Here is an 18,363-nt window from a genome sequence, read left to right as displayed (position 1 = left end):
AAATAAAAAACAGCGCTGTCAGCACTGCTTTGTTGCATGGCTTTCCTTTAAGAGAAAATAAATAAAAAATAAAGGATAAATCAACAGATACCCATTAAACAGCCACCAAACAAGATCGAAGTCCCGGCTGAATGACCAGAAAGAAATCGCCTGAAGGCCTGAACAGCTGGTCAATACAAGTGAAATCAGCGCCATCAGCTTCCAGTCAGCAGGATTCACCCGATACAAATACAAACTGTACAATCCTGTGACAGAGATCAGGATATCCAGCGGAAAAAAGGACCAGTTCCAGGCAATCATAAATGGTTGTTCATGATGTTTAAAAGCCCAGCTCTCCGGTATCAGCGAAAACCCTGCTGACAGCCAATACAAAATAAAACCGATATCAGTCACGAGAAAAAACAGTTTCATATATTTCATTTGTACGGCCCGCTTTTATGTATCGGCTCAGACTGCGTCCCTTGCCCAATCAGGTTTAAAGACACCACACCGGCGATAATCAAGCCGATTGAAATGAGTTTCATCACGCTCATATTCTCTTGAAAAAACAAAAAACCAACGACTGTAATCAGGACAATTCCCATTCCTGACCATACGGCATAAGCAACAGATACATCTATTGATTTTAGCGTAAGCGTCAGAAAGAAAAGACTTCCGCCATAAAAGAAAATCAATATAATACTGGGAATAAGCTTTGTAAAACCTGACGATAGCTTCATGCTGACCGTCCCGGCAACCTCAAACAAAATCGCTAAGCATAGAAACACCCAATTCACGCTTCATCCTCCTCATCAGCTGTTATGCCGTTCATCAATACATCTACAATCGATTCAAGAACCTCTCCTGTCGTGAACTGATGTTTGAGCGGATATTCAGGGTCATACACTTGGTTGATGCTTCCTATATACATGTGGACAAACAAATCCAAATTGATATTTCTGATTCTCTTTTTCCGTTTGCACTCGTTTAATAATTCAAGGACAATCGTCCATTCTTCCTTCATAAACGTGTCTAATGTAAGCCACGCATCGTAATGGTATTTCTTCAGTTCGCTTAATAATCCCATGTTCAGCAGGTCCATTCCCTGCGGAAGACCGATCAGCAATTGTTTCACTTTTTCAAGCACGTCCAAACGCTCATTTTCATAGATGTCTCTTTCCATCTGCTTCATCTCTGCGATAAATTGTTCAACCACCGCTCCCGCGAGCTTATCTTTAGATGAGTAATACGCGTAGAGTGTCCGCTTGCTCGTTCCCAGCGCTGCCGCCAAATCATTCATCGTAAATGAAAATCCTTTCTGCCGGATCAGCCGTATGGTTTCCGCCAAAATTCTTTTTTCCAAATCGATCCCTCACTTCCGGTACCCAAAAAACTATATTGGTACCAAAATTATACGACAGCAATTTGTGGAAATCAACAACATATAAAAAACCTCTCCCAAAAGGAGAGGTTTAAAAGACACTGCGGACCAAACCGCCGTCCGCCCGAAGCGCTGCGCCATTGATCGCGGAGGATAGCGGGCTGCTTAAAAATGTGACAAAATGGGCGATTTCTTCCGGACGGATCAGTCTTTGAATGATAGATGTCGGCCGGTTTTCTTTCATAAAGCGTGCCTCAGCTTCTTGAACAGTCAGGTTTTCACCAGGATACAGCGAGTTCAGCATTGTTTCCACACCCTCTGTTAAGGTAGAGCCCGGCATGATGGTGTTGACCGTGACATTCGTGCCGGTTGTCAGCTCCGCCAAACTGCGGGAAATGGACAGCTGCATCGTTTTCGTCGCACTGTAATGGGCCATTTCCTGTGACGGCATTATCGCCGCTTCACTGGCAATGAAAATCACACGCCCTTCTTTTTTCTCGATCATGTTATGCAAATACTTGCGTGTCAGCCTTACACCGCTCATAATATTCACTTCAAAAAAACGAAACCATTCATCATCGGGAATATCAAAGTACTCCGCCGGTTCAAAAATCCCTAAATTGTTGACTAAAATATCAACCTCTGGATATGCCTGAAACAGCTCATTGCAGCCTTCTTCTGTTCCCAAATCAAATGCGGCCGGATAAAGGACCGCTTCTGAATGTTGTGTTTTCAATTCTTTTATCGTCTGATTCACTTTCTCTTCCCGGCGTCCGTTAATAATCACTGCTGCGCCCTCTTCAGCTAACGAAGAGGCAATGGCTTTCCCGATCCCTGATGTCGAACCGGTCACCAGTGCGGTCTTCCCTTGTAAATTGAGTTTCATTCCTTCATCCCTCCGTTTTTGTTTCCTCTTATTTATTGACAGAAATCTAATTGGTGAAACATCTGCTCTGCAATCAGTATGAAACAGCTGGGATTCAAATGGAAGTACGCACTTTTTAGTGCCTGTGATTCGGAGAAAAAATAAAGCAGAACCTCTTTAGAGGTTCTGCTTTATTGTCAATATGTGATGCAATCCTTTGGTCACTTCTCAAAGGCTGGGACATCAAAATGTTGCCAAAATGTTACCGCAGTGCCCTCAAAGGCTTTAAAAGCCTTGATAGCACTGCGGTTTCAAAGTATGTATGGAGACGGTGGGAGTCGAACCCACGTCCAGAGACATCGATTACTTAAGCGTCTACGAGCGTAGCCTGCATATTTAGGATTTCACTCATCTTCTTGCCTGCGGGCGGGCCTTCCGAGAGCTAGTCTGTTCATCTCTTCTTACGTTCTCAGACGGGAACGCAAGCGTAGCCTACTTAGATGTGCTCTTCACAGACACATAGGCAATGTCAGGAAGAGCTCGCTGCGCTTATTAGGCAGCTAATGCTACGTTTTGGTTAAAACTGTTAGTTTTGCCAGTTATATTTATGTGCGTGTTAACGAGATCGCCTCTCGGCTCGCAGCTCAAGCTCGATCCATCCCTGTCGAATCCGTAACGTCCCCTTGTTATAAGGGAAATACGGGAGAAAATATCAAGCTCTCACTCAAACTGGCTATAGTCTTATTATAACATGATCACGGCGCTTTTCAATTGTCAAATCCTTCAAATGAATAGCGTTGTGATCTGATCGTGAACACAGTATAGCACAGGCCTGATTTTTGAATCAAGCACTATGCCTTTAGAAGCCTTTTTGACTGTCTCTAAACGCTCTTTCGATTTCCCGCTTCGCGTCCTTGCGCTTCAGGTCTTCCCGTTTATCATAGTTCTTCTTCCCTTTTCCAAGGCCGAGAAGCACTTTGGCAAAACCGTTTTTTAAATACAGCTTCAGCGGAACGAGAGAATAGCCTTTTTCCTTCGTTAACCCGATCAGCTTATTAATTTCCTTGCGGTGCATTAATAGCTTTCTCGTCCGGAGCGGATCGTGGTTGTAGCGGTTTCCCTGCTCATACGGGCTGACGTGCATATTGTGGAGAAACACTTCTCCCCGTTCGATTTTGGCGAAGGAATCCTTAAGGTTTACACGGCCGGCGCGAATCGCTTTGATTTCGGTTCCTTGCAGAACGATGCCTGTTTCATAGGTTTCTTCTATAAAATAATCGTGATTGGCTTTCTTATTTTGAGATAATACTTTTCCTGACCCTTTCGGCATGCCAGAACCTCCTCTCTCTAAGGAAAAACTGTCCACCTTTTGCGATACGCTCTATTTTACCAAATGTCACGTGCCGCTACAATGAAAAGCTCTTTCCGAAAGAAAGCAAATAGAGCGCTGCGGCCCTATTTGCTGGTTGAGCTGTTATTTCTTCTTTTTCCGTTTCTGTTTCGGCGCGTTTTGGAAGCCGCGTTTTTTCTTCTTCTTCGGCTTAGTGAACCATTCCCCTTTTTCTTCAGACGGAGCCGGAGAAACAGGCGTATTCGTGCTTTGAACGCGTTTTCTGGCAGGTTTTCCGCGCTTTCTGCTCCGGCTGCTATCCAATTCTCTCGGACGGCGCGGAGACCCCTTCATGCCGACGATTTCAAAGTCGATATTGCGCTCGTCTTTATTGACATCGACAACCTTGACTGTGATTTCATCTCCAATGCGGAAGACATTTCCTGTCCGCTCGCCGATCATCGCAAAATGCTGTTCGTCAAAGCGGTAGTAGTCATCCGTCATAAAGCTGACGTGGACGAGTCCTTCGATTGTATTCGGCAGCTCGACGAACATTCCGAAGTTTGTCACAGAGCTGATCATGCCGTCAAACTCTTCACCGATTTTATCAAGCATGTATTCCGCTTTTTTCAGATCATCCGTTTCACGCTCGGCGTCAACTGCACGGCGCTCCATCGTTGATGTATGCTCGGCGATATCCGGCAGGCGTTCAGCCCATTTTTCCTGTGTCGCTTCATCGACTTTGCCGTTGATTAAATACGTTCTGATCAGACGGTGGACAATTAAGTCAGGATAACGTCGGATCGGCGATGTGAAATGCGTATAGAATTCCGTTGACAGACCGAAGTGCCCCAAGCTCTGCGGGTCGTATTTCGCCTGTTTCATCGAACGGAGCATGACAGTGGATATAACGGTTTCTTCAGGTCTGTCACGCACAGCGTCAAGGATGCTTTGCAGCGCACGCGGATGAATATTTCCCGCGGTTCCTTTCACCACATAGCCAAATGTCGTTACGAATTCTAAAAACTTTTGCAGTTTTTCAGCATTCGGTTCTTCGTGAATCCGATATATAAACGGGACGTTCATCCAATGGAAGTGCTCCGCTACCGTCTCGTTCGCCACAAGCATAAATTCTTCAATCAGTTTCTCGGCGACAGAGCGTTCTCTGATGACAACGTCTTTCACCGCGCCTTCATCATCAACAAGCACTTTCGCTTCCTTGAAATCAAAATCAACGGCGCCGCGGTTCATCCGCTTGTCGCGCAAAATTTGAGCCAGCCGCTCCATGTCTTTGAACATCGGGACAAGCGGCTCGTATTTTTGTTTCATCTCTTCGTCATCGTCAACAAGAATTTTATTCACATCTGAATATGTCATTCTCTCCGTTGTTTTGATGACACTTTGGAAGATCTGGTGCTCCGTCACCTGCCCCTGACTGTTAATGGTCATTTCACAGGAAAGTGTCAGGCGGTCAACCTTTGGATTTAAAGAGCAGATGCCGTTTGACAGTCTGTGCGGAATCATCGGAATGACCCGGTCAACTAAATAAACACTCGTCCCTCTTTCAAGCGCCTCTTTGTCAATCGGCGAGTTTTCGGTTACATAATGGCTGACATCAGCAATGTGAACGCCAAGCTTGTAGCTTCCGTCTTCAAGCTTCGTCACGGTAACCGCATCATCCAAATCCTTCGCGTCCGCTCCATCAATGGTGACAATCACCTGGTCACGGAGATCGCGGCGGTCTTTCAGGTCTTTTTCGTCAATTGTGTCGGGCGTACTTGAGGCCTGCTCCATCGCCTCAGCAGGAAATTCACCAGGCAGGCCGTGCTTATGAATGACCGATAAAATATCAATGCCCGGATCATTTTTGTGGCCGAGAATGGTTTCAATCTCGCCCTCGGCGTTCATGCGGCCTTCAGGATAGCTCGTCAGCTTGACAACAACCTTATGCCCTTCCGCCGCTCCGTTTTTCCCGTTTTTCGGGATGAAAATGTCACTCGTGATTTTTTTGTCGTCCGGAATGACAAAACCGAAGTTTCTTGTTTCTGTATACGTACCGACAACCTTCTGAATCGCCCTTTCTAAAATGCGGATGACGGTCCCTTCCTGTCTGGAGCCGCTTGACTGTGAATTCAGACGAACCATGACGATATCGCCGTTCATTGCCGTATTCAGCTCATTAGGCGGAATAAACACATCACTTAACGACGTGTCCTCAGGCAGCAAAAAGGCGAATCCTTTTGCATGCGCTGATATCTTTCCTTTTATTAAATTCATCTTTTCCGGAATGCCGTAGCGGTCGCTTCTCGTCCGTACGATAAGCCCTTTATCTTCCAAAGTGACTAACGCTTTGACGAGCTCCTTAAACTCCTCAGCTTCCGTAATATTTAACATCTCCTCAAGTTCCTGAACAGTCAGAGGCTTATACGCCTCTTCCTTCATAAACGAGAGGAGCTTATCCATAAATGCTTCTTTTTCCATTATCCGACCTCCTGTTGATTACCAATCAAGCTTCTCTAAAAATTCATACACATCCTGATGGACGAGGTCACGTTCTTTGTCGAGCGTGATGACATGGCCTGATTCCTCGTACCATTTCAGCTGTTTATCATCGGTTTCCACTTCGTTGTAAATAATATTGGCGCTTTCGGTATTAATCATGTGATCATGACGGGCCTGCACCACAAATGTCGGTGAATAAATCATATCGACATTGTTCCGCACATCGGCTATTAAGTCTTGCAGCGCCTTGAGCGTGTTCATCGGCGTTTTTTCAAATTCTTTCATTTCCTCTTCAATTTGCTCCGGGCTTTTCCCCTCGAATTTTTTATAATTGCGAGCGTATGAAAGGACGCCCTGATACATGACTTCTTCACTCTTTATATGCATCGGCGCGCACATTGGAACAATTCCCTTTATGGGTACAGTGTAACCCAATTTCAGCGAAAAAACCCCGCCAAGCGACAGTCCGCAGGCTGCAATGCTCTCATAGCCTTCAGATTTTAAGTATTCATAGCCATCCATCACATTTTTCCACCAGTCCTCGGGCCCCGTATGTACTAGTTCTTCAGGGGGCACCCCGTGTCCTTCATATTGAGGTGCGTGGCACGTGTAGCCCCGTTCATTCAAGTAACGTCCCAGCATTCTTACATCCGCTGTATTTCCTGTAAAGCCATGCAGCAAAAGCACCGCTTTGTCTCCGCCTTCAAATGTAAATGGTTTTGGTGTCACAACTTTCATGCTCATGTCTCCCTTTCTATCTGCACGGTCATTTTAGTTTTCCACAGTTTGATCAGAAAAAAACGCTCTGAATATCAGTCTGAAACGTGAAAAAGGCCTGACTTTACATCAGACCTTATACAAACATCGCCCTATAGGATATAAGCAAGCGCAATCGTTAACACGAAAAACAAGACTGCCAGCACAACCGTGATACGGTGCAAAATCAAGTCAAGACCTCTTGCTTTTTGTTTCCCGAAGAGCTGCTCCGCTCCGCCCGAAATCGCACCAGATAATCCGGCGCTTTTACTGGATTGAAGCAAAACGACAATAATAAGTGCAATGCTGACGATAACCAATAAGGTAATCAAAACTGCGTGCATCCCTTACACCTCCAGACTCACTGGCCTACATTACTTCTATTTTACATGAAAAGGGTTGGCATGTCACGATGTATCAGACGCGGGATAAGGGCGTTTTATCTTGGTTACCCTATTCATACGAAAATCAAAAGGAGAAAAACAATGCCCCTTATCAGCATAGCCAGCAGAAAACATCTTTATTATGCGGAATATGGACAGGGAATTCCGATCATCTTTATCCACCCTCCCGGCATGGGGCGCAAGGTTTTTTATTATCAGCGCCTTCTCTCCAAGCATTTCAGGGTGATCTTTCCCGATTTAAGCGGCCACGGCGACAGCGATCATGCGGATCAGCCCGCCTCTATTTCTTATTATGCAGACGAGATCGTGCAATTCATGGACGCTCTGCACATGGATAAGGCTGTGTTATTCGGGTATTCCGCCGGCGGCTTAATCGCACAGCATATCGGCTTTACCCGCCCGGACAAAGTGTCGCATCTTGTTCTGTCAGGCGCCTACCCCGCTGTTCATCACGTAATCGGCCAGAAACTGCACAAAATGGGCATGTATCTGCTTGAAAAAAACCCATGGCTGCTCATAAAAATCCTCGCCGGCAGCCACACAAAAGACAGCCAAGTTCGAGCCATATTGACAGACCATATGAAAAAAGCAGACCAGACCCATTGGCATCAATATTATCAGGCTTCACTCGACTACAACTGTATTGAACAGCTGCCACATCTGCAAATGCCGAAGCTGTTCATGTATGGCGGCCTGCGGGACTGGACCTTTACAAGCGCAGGCTATTACCGAAGAGCGTGCAGCCATGCCGAATTTTTCAGATTGGAATATCAGGGACACCAGCTTCCGACAAAACAATGGAAAACATGCAATGAACTGGTGACAGGATTTGTGCTGACACATCATTCCCAGAAATAGAAAACGCTTGAATTCCTGGCGTTTCGCTAACGTTTCATTGACTTTTGTCAATAAAATCATAGTAAAAAAGATCCTCAAATTTCAAATTAAAATAGTGAAGCATTTTACCGATCACAAGCTGTCCCGGCCGTCTTTCTCCATTCAGCACGCGGCTCAGTGTGGCGGGTGAAACTCCGATTTCCAGCGCAAGCTGATTAAGGGAATAATCGTTATTGACCATATACTGCAAGACATAATCACGTCTAATCTGTATCTTTTCTACCGGCACTTTCCTCACCTTCCGTTCCTGAAAAATCTATTTTCTATACTTTTACATTACGGCTTATGTTAACTTTTGTCAATGCATTTCCAGTCTACCTATTTCCTTTAGTCAATAAACATACTAAAATATGAGTAACAGTGAGGGACGGGGTGAGACATATGGAAAGCTTTGGTGAACAATTGCGGGCATTGCGCGAAGAGAGAAAGTTAACAGTCAATCAGCTGGCGACTTATTCAGGCGTAAGCGCAGCCGGTATCTCCAGAATCGAAAACGGCAAACGGGGCGTTCCCAAACCTGCCACCATCAAAAAACTGGCTGAGGCTTTAAAAATTCCTTATGAAGGTCTTATGTATAAGGCTGGTTACATCGAAGAGGTGCATGAAGCCAAGGCTCCTTATGAAACGAAGTGTAAGCTGCTTGAAAAAGCGAAGGCCTATGACTTAAAAGACCTTGCCCTTTTTGAAGACGAAAAGTGGCAATATCTCAATAAAGAAGATTTGCTCATGCTGGATCATTATTTTTCGTTTATTTCAAACGAAGCTAAAAAACGCTCTGCTGATGACTAACTCTTGATAGAAATGTGAGGCGATAAACCATGTCACCGTTCGGACAGCAATTACGGGAGCTGCGCCGCGCCCGCAAGCTGACAGTGAATCAGCTCGCGGTGTACTCAGGCATCAGCTCGGCCACCATTTCAAAAATTGAAAACGGCAAGCGCGGCACGCCAAAACCTGCAACAATCAAAAAACTGGCGGCCGTGCTGAAAGTGCCGTACGAAGACCTGATGGCTGCCGCAGGCCATATCCGGGCCTTTCCGGAAGAAATCCGCGAGGCTCCGGAAAGCTATCAGTCCATTTACGACATTTACCAGACAGCTGTTACTCGCGGAGCGGAGCACCTCCCGATTTTCAACAGCAAAAAATGGGAACACCTTTCAAAGCAAGATATTGAAAATCTCAGCAAATACTTCGATTTTTTAGCCTCTGAAGCGAAAAAACGCGCCTCTTCTTCATAATCCCCTCTTCTCTTTCTCTATTTTATGAATCGCTGTTGCATACCTCCCCTCATGATTTGCGTTATAATAGTGACAGACGAGGTGAAAAGGATGAACCAATCAGAAATGTGTCCTAGATTTGAAAAAGCAGTCGACATCTTGAGTAAACGCTGGGTCGCTTTAATTGTATTTCAGCTGTTGAACGGGTCACAGCGATTTAGCGAAATTGAAGCAGCACTTCCAAATCTAAGCGGCAGAGTTCTGTCAGAACGGCTGAAAGAACTTGAGCTTGAAGGAGTAGTGAAGCGGGATGTCATCCCGGAAACTCCGGTTCGCATCGAATATTCATTAACTGATAAAGGAAAGGCGCTCGCCCCCATTCTAGGTGAGATTTCTAAATGGGCGACGGATTGGATTGACCCTTCCTTTCTTAATTAATTACTAAAACAGCTCTGATCTCAGAAACGAGAAAAGGAGCTGTTTTTATTTTTCGAATGAAAAATGATTTCTCAGCTCAGAAAATTCTTATGTTATTAAGTACTTGGAAAACAGAAACGGAAAATCTGACAGACACCGGACAGGCTATGCAGCATATCAAACAATCCGTCACCCACGTGACAGACCGCATTAAGGAAGTAACGGATAGATTGAAGCAGTTAACAAACCAGTCGATTGAAAATATCGCTTCTGTATCTGAAGAGTCTGCCTCCGGCATTGAATAAACATTTTCGATTAGAGCAATCCGCCCACTCGATGGATCAAGTGCTTGAAAATGCCGAAGAGCTTGAACAGCTGGTGAAGGAGCTTAATGAGAAGATGGATCAAAAAAACCTCCTCGAGGTTAGCCGAGGAGGGCAAATTATGCACTGCGTATATATGTCCATAATAAAGGTTCTAAATTGTATACTGATTTAATAACTCTGCTTTATATTTCTCAATATCTATAACATCGTAACCTAAAAACTTTTCATAATTATCATCAGCAAAACAGAATAAAATCCCATTAAATTCAAACGAATTTGATGTTTCCAAATCATACAATCTAAAGCTATAAATTTCTTTTTTGTTTCGAGCGGTTTTTTTGTAAATTTTTTTAGAACCTGCTAATTTAGATATATCATTTGCTAATTCCCCGAAAATCTCCATACCTACTATTAAGTTTTGCTTATTAATATCTAATGAAATATTTTCATTAACTTCCAAATCCTCAGTCAGCTTAACTGTAGATGGTTGATTAATTGGAGGAATTACATAAATATAAGCTAACTCAGCTTCTTTATCATATGTTATTGCCGAATTTGAATACATGGGATACCACCCTATCTCCAACGTTTTTTAGGCTTCGCAGATTTATAAGTAGTAGTTAAAGTATTACCTTTTCTAGCGACTGCAACACCTTTATAGTAATATACGGTTGATTTATATTTAGGATCATAATATTTTTTACCCTTTTTTACTGCCATAAACACTTTGGTAGGTGAAATTCCTCTTTGATACATTCTTAATCCTAGATGGTAAGAAACCTTTATAAATTTAAAACCATATTTTTTAAACATAGATGAAGACATTGCTATTAATACTCTGACAGCTGGGCCAAACCATTGGCCTTCTACCTTTTCTGAACTTTGTTGTTCATCTATTTCTTGATCCATTTGATCTAGGACACTAGTATCTATTTCAGGGTTAATTTCATCTATGTAAGCAAACGTTTCATCATCAATTTTGATATCTTTTTCATCGATTGTCTTTTCTAAAACCGATTCAGTATTTTTGACTTCTAGTTCAGTAATCTCTTTTTCGGTATCTGCAACATAGTTTACCACTTTTTTATCATCAATCATATCCGATACATCTAGATTTAGCAATTCTTCATCTGATAAAGTTGTATTGTTTTCTAAATCAGTAACGTCTTTAAAGCTCTGATCATTGATTTGCTCAGCAAAAACCGTACCTGTAGCAGTAAAAAACATAACAAATGCTGTTAATAGAAAAACTAACTTTCTACTTTTTTTAATTACATTCTTGTTCATTTCTTCCTCCTAAGATAATATATTGATAAGCATATATTACCACATTGAATTTTTCCTTCAACTATTTTTTGGTTAATTTTCATAATTAAAGGAGATATAAATGTTGAGACCTAATATCACGAATTATTTATTCTTTTTGCTTATGATAATTTTTATCACCTTATTCCCATGTAACAACTTAAATGCAGCTTCTAATGATATATCACAACAATTTAAAGATATCCAAAAAATTAAAAACAAGTATAAGTTAGATGGGGAAGGGGTATCGATAGCAATTTTAGATTCAGGAATTAGCACTAAAATGAATTCCCTTCCTATAGAAGAAAGCGTATCTTTTGTAAATGAGCCTAATACCACAGTTAATGACTTAAATGGACATGGAACTTATAACACCGGTATAATTAACGCCATTGCTCCGAAAGCAAAACTATACATTGTTAAAGTGTTAAATAAAGACCTTAAAGGGAATTATACAAATATTACAAAAGGGATTGAATGGAGTATAAAAAATGACGTTGATATCATATCCATGAGTTTAGGTGGAGATTCTTATTCTAAAGAACTTCATGCCGCCATAAAAAAAGCCTATAATAAAGGCATAATACTTACTTCTTCTGTAGGCAATAAAGGTATATCAAATCTAGACACTGTTTCATACCCAGCTAAATTTAATGAAGTTATAGGAGTGGGAGCATTAAACTCACATGATAACCGTTTATTTTCTTCAAGTAAAGGGCAGGGAATAACTATAATGGCCCCTGGAGAAAATTTAAAAAGTTATTCAATTAATAGTGACTATTATAAAACAAGCGGAACTTCAGTTTCTAATGCATATGTAAGTGGGGCACTAGCTCTTCTATTTCAATTTGAAGATTTTAATATTACTAATGAAGATATTATTAACACTGTGAAAAAATCAGCCTACTCCAAAGGATCAAGATTTGAATATGGTTACGGAATATTTGACTTAGAAGAAGCAATTAAACATAGACATAATGCTGAATTAATAAAAATCACTTTTTGTATCTTTGGTATCATAACTATTTTCTTATTGTTCCTATTTATAGTTAAAAAAAATTATATCTCCTAACATTAAGAAGATATAATTTTGTAATTCTACATATGTTCTATCTTTCTCTAGTTACTATATCACCTTCAAGGTCCGCTCCAGCCAAGCCATAAGCAAATCAGCTCCTACCGCCATCACCGCAGTCGGGATCGCGCCGGCCAGAATAATGGCTGTTCCGTTTGTCGCATTTGAGCCGCGGACGATCATGTCCCCAAGTCCGCCGGCGCCGACAAATGTGCCGATCGCTGTAATTCCGATGGCGATGACAAGTGCCGTGCGCAAGCCTGCCATGATGACAGAAAGCGCGAGCGGGAGCTCAACCATCCGAAGCACTTGGAATTTCGTCATGCCCATCGCTTTTCCCGATTCTAAGTAAGCATGTTCAATGCTGACAATCCCTGTGTACGTGTTTCGGATAATCGGCAGAAGGGAATACAAAAATAATGATACAATCACAGTGTTTGCGCCGAGCCCCATAACAAGCATTAAAACCGCCAGCATGGCGAGCGCCGGGATGGTCTGGATGACATTTGTTACGGCGAACACCCATGCTGATAAGCGGCGAAAATGCGCAATGAGGATTCCGGCCGGAACTCCGACGACAGCGGCAAACAAGACGCCGTAAGCCGACATGAGAAAGTGGCGGCCAAATTCGCTTATGACGTAGCTGCCGTTCTGCGCATAATATGTCATTAACTGTTCAAGCACGTTCATTTCCTTCGTCCCCCTTTCACGATGCGAAGTAATGATGTTTTTCTAAATATTCTTTAGCAACGACTGACGGTTCTTTTAGGTTGCCGTCGACTTCATAGTTGAGCTCCTGCATCGTCGCTGTGTCGATTTTCCCGATCATTTTCCGGATAATGCTCTCCAGCTCTGGATGTTCTTTGAGCACTTGTTCCGGAACAACCGGCGAGCAGTCGTACGGCGGGAAAAACTGCTTATCATCCTTTAACATTTTGAGACCATAGGACTTGATTCTTCCATCCGTCGAATATGCAAGCACAATGTCCATTTTTCCGCTTTTCACCGCGTCATACACAAGTCCGATCTGCATCGGATACGTACCGTCGAATGTCATGCCGTAGGTTTTCGTAAAATCCTGATAGCCGTTTCCCTTGAGCTTCATCCAATAGTTATCGACACCCAGCTTTAATTGCGGCGCCCATTTTTTAACGTCTGATACGTTTTCCAAATGATATTGATCTGCCAGCTTCTTGCTGACCGTAAAGGCATACGTATTATCAAACCCGTAGGAGTCATACCATTTTAACTCGTATCTTTTTTGAAACTCCCGCTGTGTCAGCTCCAGCGCTTTGTCCGGGTCTTTTTCAGGCTCCATTCTCAGCGTGCCCGTCAGCGCGTCGCCGGTATATCTCGTGGCTGCAATGTCGATTTCCCCGTTCATTAAGGCTTGCTGCTGCACCGCGTTGGAGCCGAGATTTTTAATGGTTGTTGTTTTAAGATCAGTATGGTGTTCAATCAGCTGGCCCAGCATGCTGGCGATGATTTCTGATTCGCTCATGCTTTGCGCGCCGATTTTAATGGTCTGGTCTGAAGCGGCGCTGAGCCCCGGAAGCGAACAGCCGCTTAGCGTCAGCATTGCTGCGAGCGTTAAACCGGTCATCCATTTGAGATATGTTCTTTTCATGAGCAGCCTCCTTATGACACTTCCTTCAATCTCTGCATGCCGGCAGGTGTCAGTTTTCGCTCTGCCACCGCCAGCACATAATCAATCACAATTGCCAATATCGTAACGGGAGCGGCACCCCCGATGATATATTCCGGCTGATATAAATTCAGCCCGATAAAAATGTAATCACCCAATCCGCCGCCTCCGATAAAGGAAGCAAGCGTGGCCCATCCGATTAAGTAAATCGTCGATGTTCTGATTCCCGCCATAATAACAGGCGCGGCAAGCGGCAGCTCCACAAGGCGGACTTGTTCAGCCGGTGTCATTCCGATACCTTTTCCAGACTCAAGCAGATTTTTATTGACGCCGCGAATCCCGGTATACGTGTTGCGGAGAATCGGCAATACGGAATAAAAAAACAAAGCCGCAATGGCCGGAACCTTCCCGACACCGAGAAGCGGAATAAAGAAAGCGAGAATCGCCAGACTCGGCAGCGTCTGAATGATATTGACGATGCCGATCATCGTGCCGGCTCCCTTTTTCATTCTAGTAAGCATAACCCCAAGGGGCACTGCAGCAAGTACGCCTAAAATGACAGCAATGAGCGATATCGTGATATGCTCATATGTTTTGTAAAGGAGCTCTCCTCCGTTGTTTTGCAAAAATTGCACAATATGATTCACTACTGACCGCCTCCCTATGACAACACCGCAAGCTGCTTTTCTTCTCCCCAAAGAGAGTCATACACGATGTCGACAAGACTCGCTCTCGTCACAATTCCGATTAAACGCCGATTTTCATCCACCACAGGGACATATTTGACACCTCGTTTTAAAATTTTACGGACCGTGTCGCGCAGCAGTGTGCCGCCCAATACTGTGTAAAGATCTTGATGTAAAACCTCTCCTACGAGATTCGCTTTTTTCCGGCATTGATCAATGATCTCAACATCGACATAGCCTTGCAGCATGTGTCCGTCATCGACGACAAGCAGTGAATCGACACGCTCTTGCCCCATGAGCTGTATCGCTTCAGAAAGCGTTTTATCCGCTGCGATCGTCACAGGCTGTGTGTTCATAATCTGGTCAACCCGCTCCACATCCGGGCTGGATGACTGGATCAGCCGCTCCTTGCCGATAAATTCCTCAACAAATTCGTGCGCGGGATTTCTCAAAATATCATCTGGCGTTCCGACTTGAACGATTTCTCCCGCTTTTAAAATCACAATCCGGTCTGCCAGTTTAATGGCTTCATCCATATCGTGGGTAACAAATACGATGGTTTTATGTAAGGTTTTTTGCAGTTTTTTGAATTCTTCCTGAAGGGAATCCCTCGTAATCGGGTCGAGCGCCCCAAACGGTTCATCCATTAAGATAAGCGGCGGCTCTGCGGCAAGTGCCCGTAATACACCAATTCGCTGCTGCTGCCCCCCGCTTAATTCATGAGGGTAACGGTCTAAATATTCAGGCCCCATATCAACCAATTTCAGAAGCTCACGCGCCCGCTCTTTCCGCCTGTGCTCCGGCCATTTCAGCAGTTTCGGCACGAGAGAGATGTTCTGCTGAATGGTCATATGGGGGAACAGGCCGATCTGCTGAATGACATAGCCGATCTTACGCCTCAGCTCAACGGGATCCTGTTCCATGATGTTTTCGCCGTCAATGAAAATCTTGCCGGCGGAAGGCTCGATTAATCGGTTAATCATTTCATTGTTGTCGTTTTTCCGCAGCCGCTCGGGCCGATAAAACAGATAAATTCGCCTTTTTCAATCTTAAGATTCACATTGTTCACGGCTTCTTTTCCGCCCTTGTATGTTTTCGAGACATTTTCTAATGTCAGCAAACATCGCACCTCCAAAGTTAAGTTTATTCAATTTGTTCAGTTTATATTTAATTTTTCAGACAATTGAATGCTTCCCATTATAGAATAAAGTTTATAAATTAAAAAGTTTACAATTTGTTCATATTTTTTATAAAGTATGTATAAACGATGATTTACCCGCATTGACCTGTAATGATCTCCTTATTGCTCCCGTTTCCTGCCAAATTCTCATATTACAGCATTTCCGTCGCATCAAAAATGTGGTATATTGACATCGGAATTGTTAGCTGAAAGGATTGAAACCGTTGGAGAAAGATCCGTTAACGATCATTGAACAAGCTGAGGACCATTTAATAGAACGAATCGCAGAAAACATGCATGCATTTGGAATGCCCTCTACGGTTGGACGTGTGCTGGGCATTATTTATATGAATCGAAAACCGATGACGCTGGCTGAATTGTCTGAAGCGACCGGCATGAGCAAAACTCGCATGAGCCAAGTTGTGCGGGAAATGCTAGATGCCAACATCGCCGAGAAAGTATTCGAAAAGGGCGTGCGAAAAGATTTATATGAGGTTGAGCAGGATTACTACCAAACGTTTATCACGCTGTTTTCAGCCACTTGGGGCAAAGTCGTCAGCAAAAACAAAATGATGCATAAAAAACTCAATCGGGAGCTGCTCAGCATCTTAGAAGAAGAGCTTACTCCTGAAGCTGAAGAAAAAGTGAATGAGCTGCTGAAGGAACTAAAGGAGTGGCTTGATTATTATCATTGGCTCAGCCGTTTGATTGAGTTTTTTGAGAGCGAAGAGATTTTTAAATATGTGCCGAAGCCGTAAAAAAACGCCCTGTCATAAACAAGGCGTTTTTTCTTATGCGGCGCCGGCCAATTTTTTCTTCTTTTTAATTGGGCTTAACACGCGTTCCAGCCAGCCCATCACCAAATCGGCAACCACTGCCATCAGGGCCGTGGGGATGGCACCCGCTAATATAATCGCGGTGCCGTTTGTTGCGTTTGATCCCCTGACGATGATATCCCCAAGTCCGCCTGCGCCAACAAATGTCCCGATGGCCGTAATGCCGATGGAGATGACAAGCGCGGTGCGAAGGCCCGCCATGATGACAGAAAGCGCAAGCGGAAGCTCAACCATCCGCAGCACTTGAAATTTTGTCATTCCCATCGCTTTTCCGGATTCCAGATAGGCGTGTTCAATGCTGATAATGCCTGTATACGTATTTCTGATAATCGGCAGAAGAGAATACAGAAATAATGACAATATCACCGTATTAGCACCCAGCCCCATGACGAGCATCAGTACGGCGAGCATGGCGAGAGCCGGGATGGTCTGAATGACATTCGTCACCGCAAAAATCCATCCGCTTAATCTTCTGTACCTGGCTATCAGGATGCCGAGCGGAACCCCAACAATGGCGGCAAACAAAACGCCGTACACCGACATCAGAAAATGACGGTAAAACTCCTGCAGCACGTAACCGCCGTTTTGCGAATAGTAAGTGCCAAGCTGCTGTATTACGTCCATATGATCCGCCTCTTTTCTTAGTCAAAATAATGGTGTTTCTCTAAAAATTCCTTCGCTACGACAGATGGCTCCTTCAGCTTGCCATCCACCTCATAGTTCAGCTCCTGCATCGTTTCCGTATCGATTTGACCAATCAGCTTATTGATCACGCCTTCAAGCTCCGGATGTTCCTTAAGCACCTTTTCCGGAATCACCGGTGAGCAGTCATACGGCGGGAAAAACCTCTTATCGTCTTTTAAGATTTTCAGATCATAGGCTTTAATCCGTCCATCTGTTGAATAAGCAAGAACGGCGTCCATTTTTCCATTTTTGACTGCGTCATAGACAAGCCCGATCTGCATCGGATAGGTTGTGCCGAACTCAAATCCATACGTGCTGACAAAGCCTTTATATCCGTCGCCTTTCCGTTTCAGCCAGGCATTGTCGACGCCCAGTTTATATTCGGAAGCGTTTTTCTTCAGGTCAGATACGGTGCTGATATGCTCCTTTTCCGCAAACTTTTTTGTCACGGTAAAGGCATATGTGTTATCAAATCCGTAGGAATCAAACCATTTATAGGAAAAGCGTTTTTCAAATTCATTCTGCACAATGTTCAGCGCTTTTTTCGGATTTTTCTCCGCTTCCTTGCCGAGGGTGCTTGTTAAATCCGTCCCGGAATAACGTGTGGCAGAAATATCAATATCTCCGCCGAGCATCGCTTGGTGCTGAACATAGTTTGAGCCGAGGTTTTTGACTAAAGCCGTATTTAAATCGGTATCATGTTCAATAAGCTGCGCGATCATATTCGCTACAATTTCTGATTCTGTCATGCTTTGCGCCCCGATTTTGATTGTATCGTCTGATGCGCCGCCCAGTCCCGGCAGAGAACAGCCGCCGAGCAGCAAGACAAAGACGAGCGCGAACGCGCCAAGCCATTTGATTTTTTTCGTTTTCAAAAG

General features: G+C 43.9%; 22 protein-coding genes, 1 other RNA gene and 2 pseudogenes. 7 read left to right on the top strand and 18 right to left on the bottom strand.

From position 1 onward, the window contains the following. Window positions 1–18: 18 nt before the first annotated feature. The 9 genes from V756_RS0103955 to secG all read right to left on the bottom strand — a co-directional run bounded on the left by V756_RS0103955 (window position 19) and on the right by secG (window position 7,157). A complete protein-coding gene (locus tag V756_RS0103955; RefSeq protein WP_024713524.1) occupies window positions 19–420 on the bottom strand; it encodes a YvaD family protein in 402 nt (133 codons plus the stop codon). Further along, on the bottom strand, window positions 417–776 hold the full coding sequence (locus V756_RS0103950; RefSeq protein WP_024713523.1) for a DMT family transporter: 360 nt from the start codon (window positions 774–776) through the stop codon (window positions 417–419). The genes V756_RS0103955 and V756_RS0103950 overlap by 4 nt, the downstream gene beginning before the upstream one ends. After that, complete coding sequence (locus V756_RS0103945) at window positions 773–1,342, bottom strand: TetR/AcrR family transcriptional regulator (RefSeq protein ID WP_024713522.1); 570 nt, start codon at window positions 1,340–1,342, stop codon at window positions 773–775. Before V756_RS0103945 ends, V756_RS0103950 begins: the two co-directional genes overlap by 4 nt. 109 nt (window positions 1,343–1,451) lie before the next feature. Then, window positions 1,452–2,246 (bottom strand): SDR family NAD(P)-dependent oxidoreductase, encoded by a 795-nt coding sequence (locus V756_RS0103940; RefSeq protein WP_024713521.1) that lies wholly within the window; start codon window positions 2,244–2,246, stop codon window positions 1,452–1,454. Between the two features lie 299 nt (window positions 2,247–2,545). After that, window positions 2,546–2,908, bottom strand: a transfer-messenger RNA (tmRNA) gene (gene ssrA / locus V756_RS1000000123250). A 176-nt stretch (window positions 2,909–3,084) separates the two neighbouring features. Beyond that, window positions 3,085–3,555: an SsrA-binding protein gene (smpB, locus tag V756_RS0103935; RefSeq protein WP_010331890.1), complete on the bottom strand. Its 471-nt coding sequence runs from the start codon at window positions 3,553–3,555 to the stop codon at window positions 3,085–3,087. Window positions 3,556–3,699: 144 nt separating this feature from the next. After that, on the bottom strand, window positions 3,700–6,036 hold the full coding sequence (gene rnr, locus V756_RS0103930) for a ribonuclease R (RefSeq protein ID WP_024713520.1): 2,337 nt from the start codon (window positions 6,034–6,036) through the stop codon (window positions 3,700–3,702). Between the two features lie 18 nt (window positions 6,037–6,054). Beyond that, window positions 6,055–6,795 carry an alpha/beta hydrolase gene (locus V756_RS0103925; protein ID WP_024713519.1) on the bottom strand — a complete coding sequence of 247 codons (741 nt, stop codon included), beginning with the start codon at window positions 6,793–6,795 and terminating at the stop codon, window positions 6,055–6,057. 131 nt (window positions 6,796–6,926) lie between these two features. Then, on the bottom strand, window positions 6,927–7,157 hold the full coding sequence (gene secG, locus V756_RS0103920; RefSeq protein WP_003220028.1) for a preprotein translocase subunit SecG: 231 nt from the start codon (window positions 7,155–7,157) through the stop codon (window positions 6,927–6,929). Between the two features lie 141 nt (window positions 7,158–7,298). Between secG and V756_RS0103915 the strand changes: the two genes are divergently transcribed. Next, window positions 7,299–8,075: an alpha/beta fold hydrolase gene (locus V756_RS0103915; protein ID WP_024713518.1), complete on the top strand. Its 777-nt coding sequence runs from the start codon at window positions 7,299–7,301 to the stop codon at window positions 8,073–8,075. Window positions 8,076–8,109: 34 nt separating this feature from the next. Here V756_RS0103915 and V756_RS0103910 read toward each other — a convergent pair whose 3' ends face one another. Next, entirely contained in the window at window positions 8,110–8,343 is a 234-nt protein-coding gene (locus V756_RS0103910) for a helix-turn-helix domain-containing protein (protein WP_003220031.1), read from the bottom strand. Window positions 8,344–8,495: 152 nt separating this feature from the next. Between V756_RS0103910 and rghR the strand changes: the two genes are divergently transcribed. The 4 genes and pseudogenes from rghR to V756_RS01000000121815 form a co-directional block, all read left to right on the top strand. Continuing rightward, window positions 8,496–8,903 carry a transcriptional repressor RghR gene (gene rghR, locus V756_RS0103905; RefSeq protein WP_024713517.1) on the top strand — a complete coding sequence of 136 codons (408 nt, stop codon included), beginning with the start codon at window positions 8,496–8,498 and terminating at the stop codon, window positions 8,901–8,903. 29 nt (window positions 8,904–8,932) lie between these two features. Then, window positions 8,933–9,352, top strand: coding sequence for a helix-turn-helix domain-containing protein (locus V756_RS0103900; protein WP_024713516.1), 420 nt, complete (start codon window positions 8,933–8,935; stop codon window positions 9,350–9,352). A 90-nt stretch (window positions 9,353–9,442) separates the two neighbouring features. Next, a complete protein-coding gene (gene catR / locus V756_RS0103895; RefSeq protein WP_024713515.1) occupies window positions 9,443–9,769 on the top strand; it encodes a catDE operon transcriptional regulator CatR in 327 nt (108 codons plus the stop codon). 116 nt (window positions 9,770–9,885) lie between these two features. After that, a pseudogene (locus tag V756_RS01000000121815) lies at window positions 9,886–10,156 on the top strand (methyl-accepting transducer); the annotation flags it as partial. Between the two features lie 69 nt (window positions 10,157–10,225). Here the strand turns inward: V756_RS01000000121815 and V756_RS0103885 are convergent. Together V756_RS0103885 and V756_RS0103880 are read right to left on the bottom strand one after the other, a co-directional pair. Beyond that, entirely contained in the window at window positions 10,226–10,639 is a 414-nt protein-coding gene (locus V756_RS0103885) for a DUF2283 domain-containing protein (protein WP_024713514.1), read from the bottom strand. Between the two features lie 11 nt (window positions 10,640–10,650). Next, entirely contained in the window at window positions 10,651–11,361 is a 711-nt protein-coding gene (locus tag V756_RS0103880) for a hypothetical protein (RefSeq protein WP_024713513.1), read from the bottom strand. 103 nt (window positions 11,362–11,464) lie between these two features. Between V756_RS0103880 and V756_RS01000000121810 the strand changes: the two genes are divergently transcribed. Beyond that, window positions 11,465–12,451, top strand: coding sequence for a S8 family serine peptidase (locus tag V756_RS01000000121810; protein WP_255210011.1), 987 nt, complete (start codon window positions 11,465–11,467; stop codon window positions 12,449–12,451). 54 nt (window positions 12,452–12,505) lie between these two features. On the opposite strand, the gene opuBD is transcribed toward V756_RS01000000121810, so the two are convergent. The 4 genes and pseudogenes from opuBD to opuBA form a co-directional block, all read right to left on the bottom strand. Beyond that, on the bottom strand, window positions 12,506–13,144 hold the full coding sequence (gene opuBD / locus V756_RS0103870) for a choline ABC transporter permease OpuBD (RefSeq protein ID WP_024713511.1): 639 nt from the start codon (window positions 13,142–13,144) through the stop codon (window positions 12,506–12,508). Between the two features lie 16 nt (window positions 13,145–13,160). Continuing rightward, window positions 13,161–14,081: a choline ABC transporter substrate-binding lipoprotein OpuBC gene (opuBC, locus tag V756_RS0103865; protein WP_024713510.1), complete on the bottom strand. Its 921-nt coding sequence runs from the start codon at window positions 14,079–14,081 to the stop codon at window positions 13,161–13,163. Between the two features lie 11 nt (window positions 14,082–14,092). Beyond that, a complete protein-coding gene (opuBB, locus tag V756_RS0103860) occupies window positions 14,093–14,746 on the bottom strand; it encodes a choline ABC transporter permease OpuBB (RefSeq protein WP_024713509.1) in 654 nt (217 codons plus the stop codon). A gap of 14 nt (window positions 14,747–14,760) precedes the next feature. Beyond that, window positions 14,761–15,905, bottom strand: a pseudogene (gene opuBA, locus V756_RS01000000121805) (choline ABC transporter ATP-binding protein OpuBA). A gap of 284 nt (window positions 15,906–16,189) precedes the next feature. On the opposite strand from opuBA, the gene V756_RS0103845 reads away from it, so the two are divergent. Then, window positions 16,190–16,723 (top strand): GbsR/MarR family transcriptional regulator, encoded by a 534-nt coding sequence (locus V756_RS0103845; RefSeq protein ID WP_024713508.1) that lies wholly within the window; start codon window positions 16,190–16,192, stop codon window positions 16,721–16,723. A 33-nt stretch (window positions 16,724–16,756) separates the two neighbouring features. Here the strand turns inward: V756_RS0103845 and opuCD are convergent, their stop codons facing one another. Together opuCD and opuCC are read right to left on the bottom strand one after the other, a co-directional pair. Beyond that, window positions 16,757–17,425: a glycine betaine/carnitine/choline/choline sulfate ABC transporter permease OpuCD gene (opuCD, locus tag V756_RS0103840; protein ID WP_024713507.1), complete on the bottom strand. Its 669-nt coding sequence runs from the start codon at window positions 17,423–17,425 to the stop codon at window positions 16,757–16,759. Window positions 17,426–17,442: 17 nt separating this feature from the next. Beyond that, a complete protein-coding gene (gene opuCC / locus V756_RS0103835; protein ID WP_024713506.1) occupies window positions 17,443–18,360 on the bottom strand; it encodes an osmoprotectant ABC transporter substrate-binding lipoprotein OpuCC in 918 nt (305 codons plus the stop codon). Between the last annotated feature and the right edge of the window lie 3 nt (window positions 18,361–18,363).

The sequence above is a fragment of the Bacillus tequilensis KCTC 13622 genome (genome assembly GCF_000507145.1).
GTDB lineage: Bacteria > Bacillota > Bacilli > Bacillales > Bacillaceae > Bacillus > Bacillus tequilensis.
The sequence above is the reverse complement of the archived record's forward strand: the minus strand, read 5'-3'. Positions and strand labels throughout refer to the sequence as shown.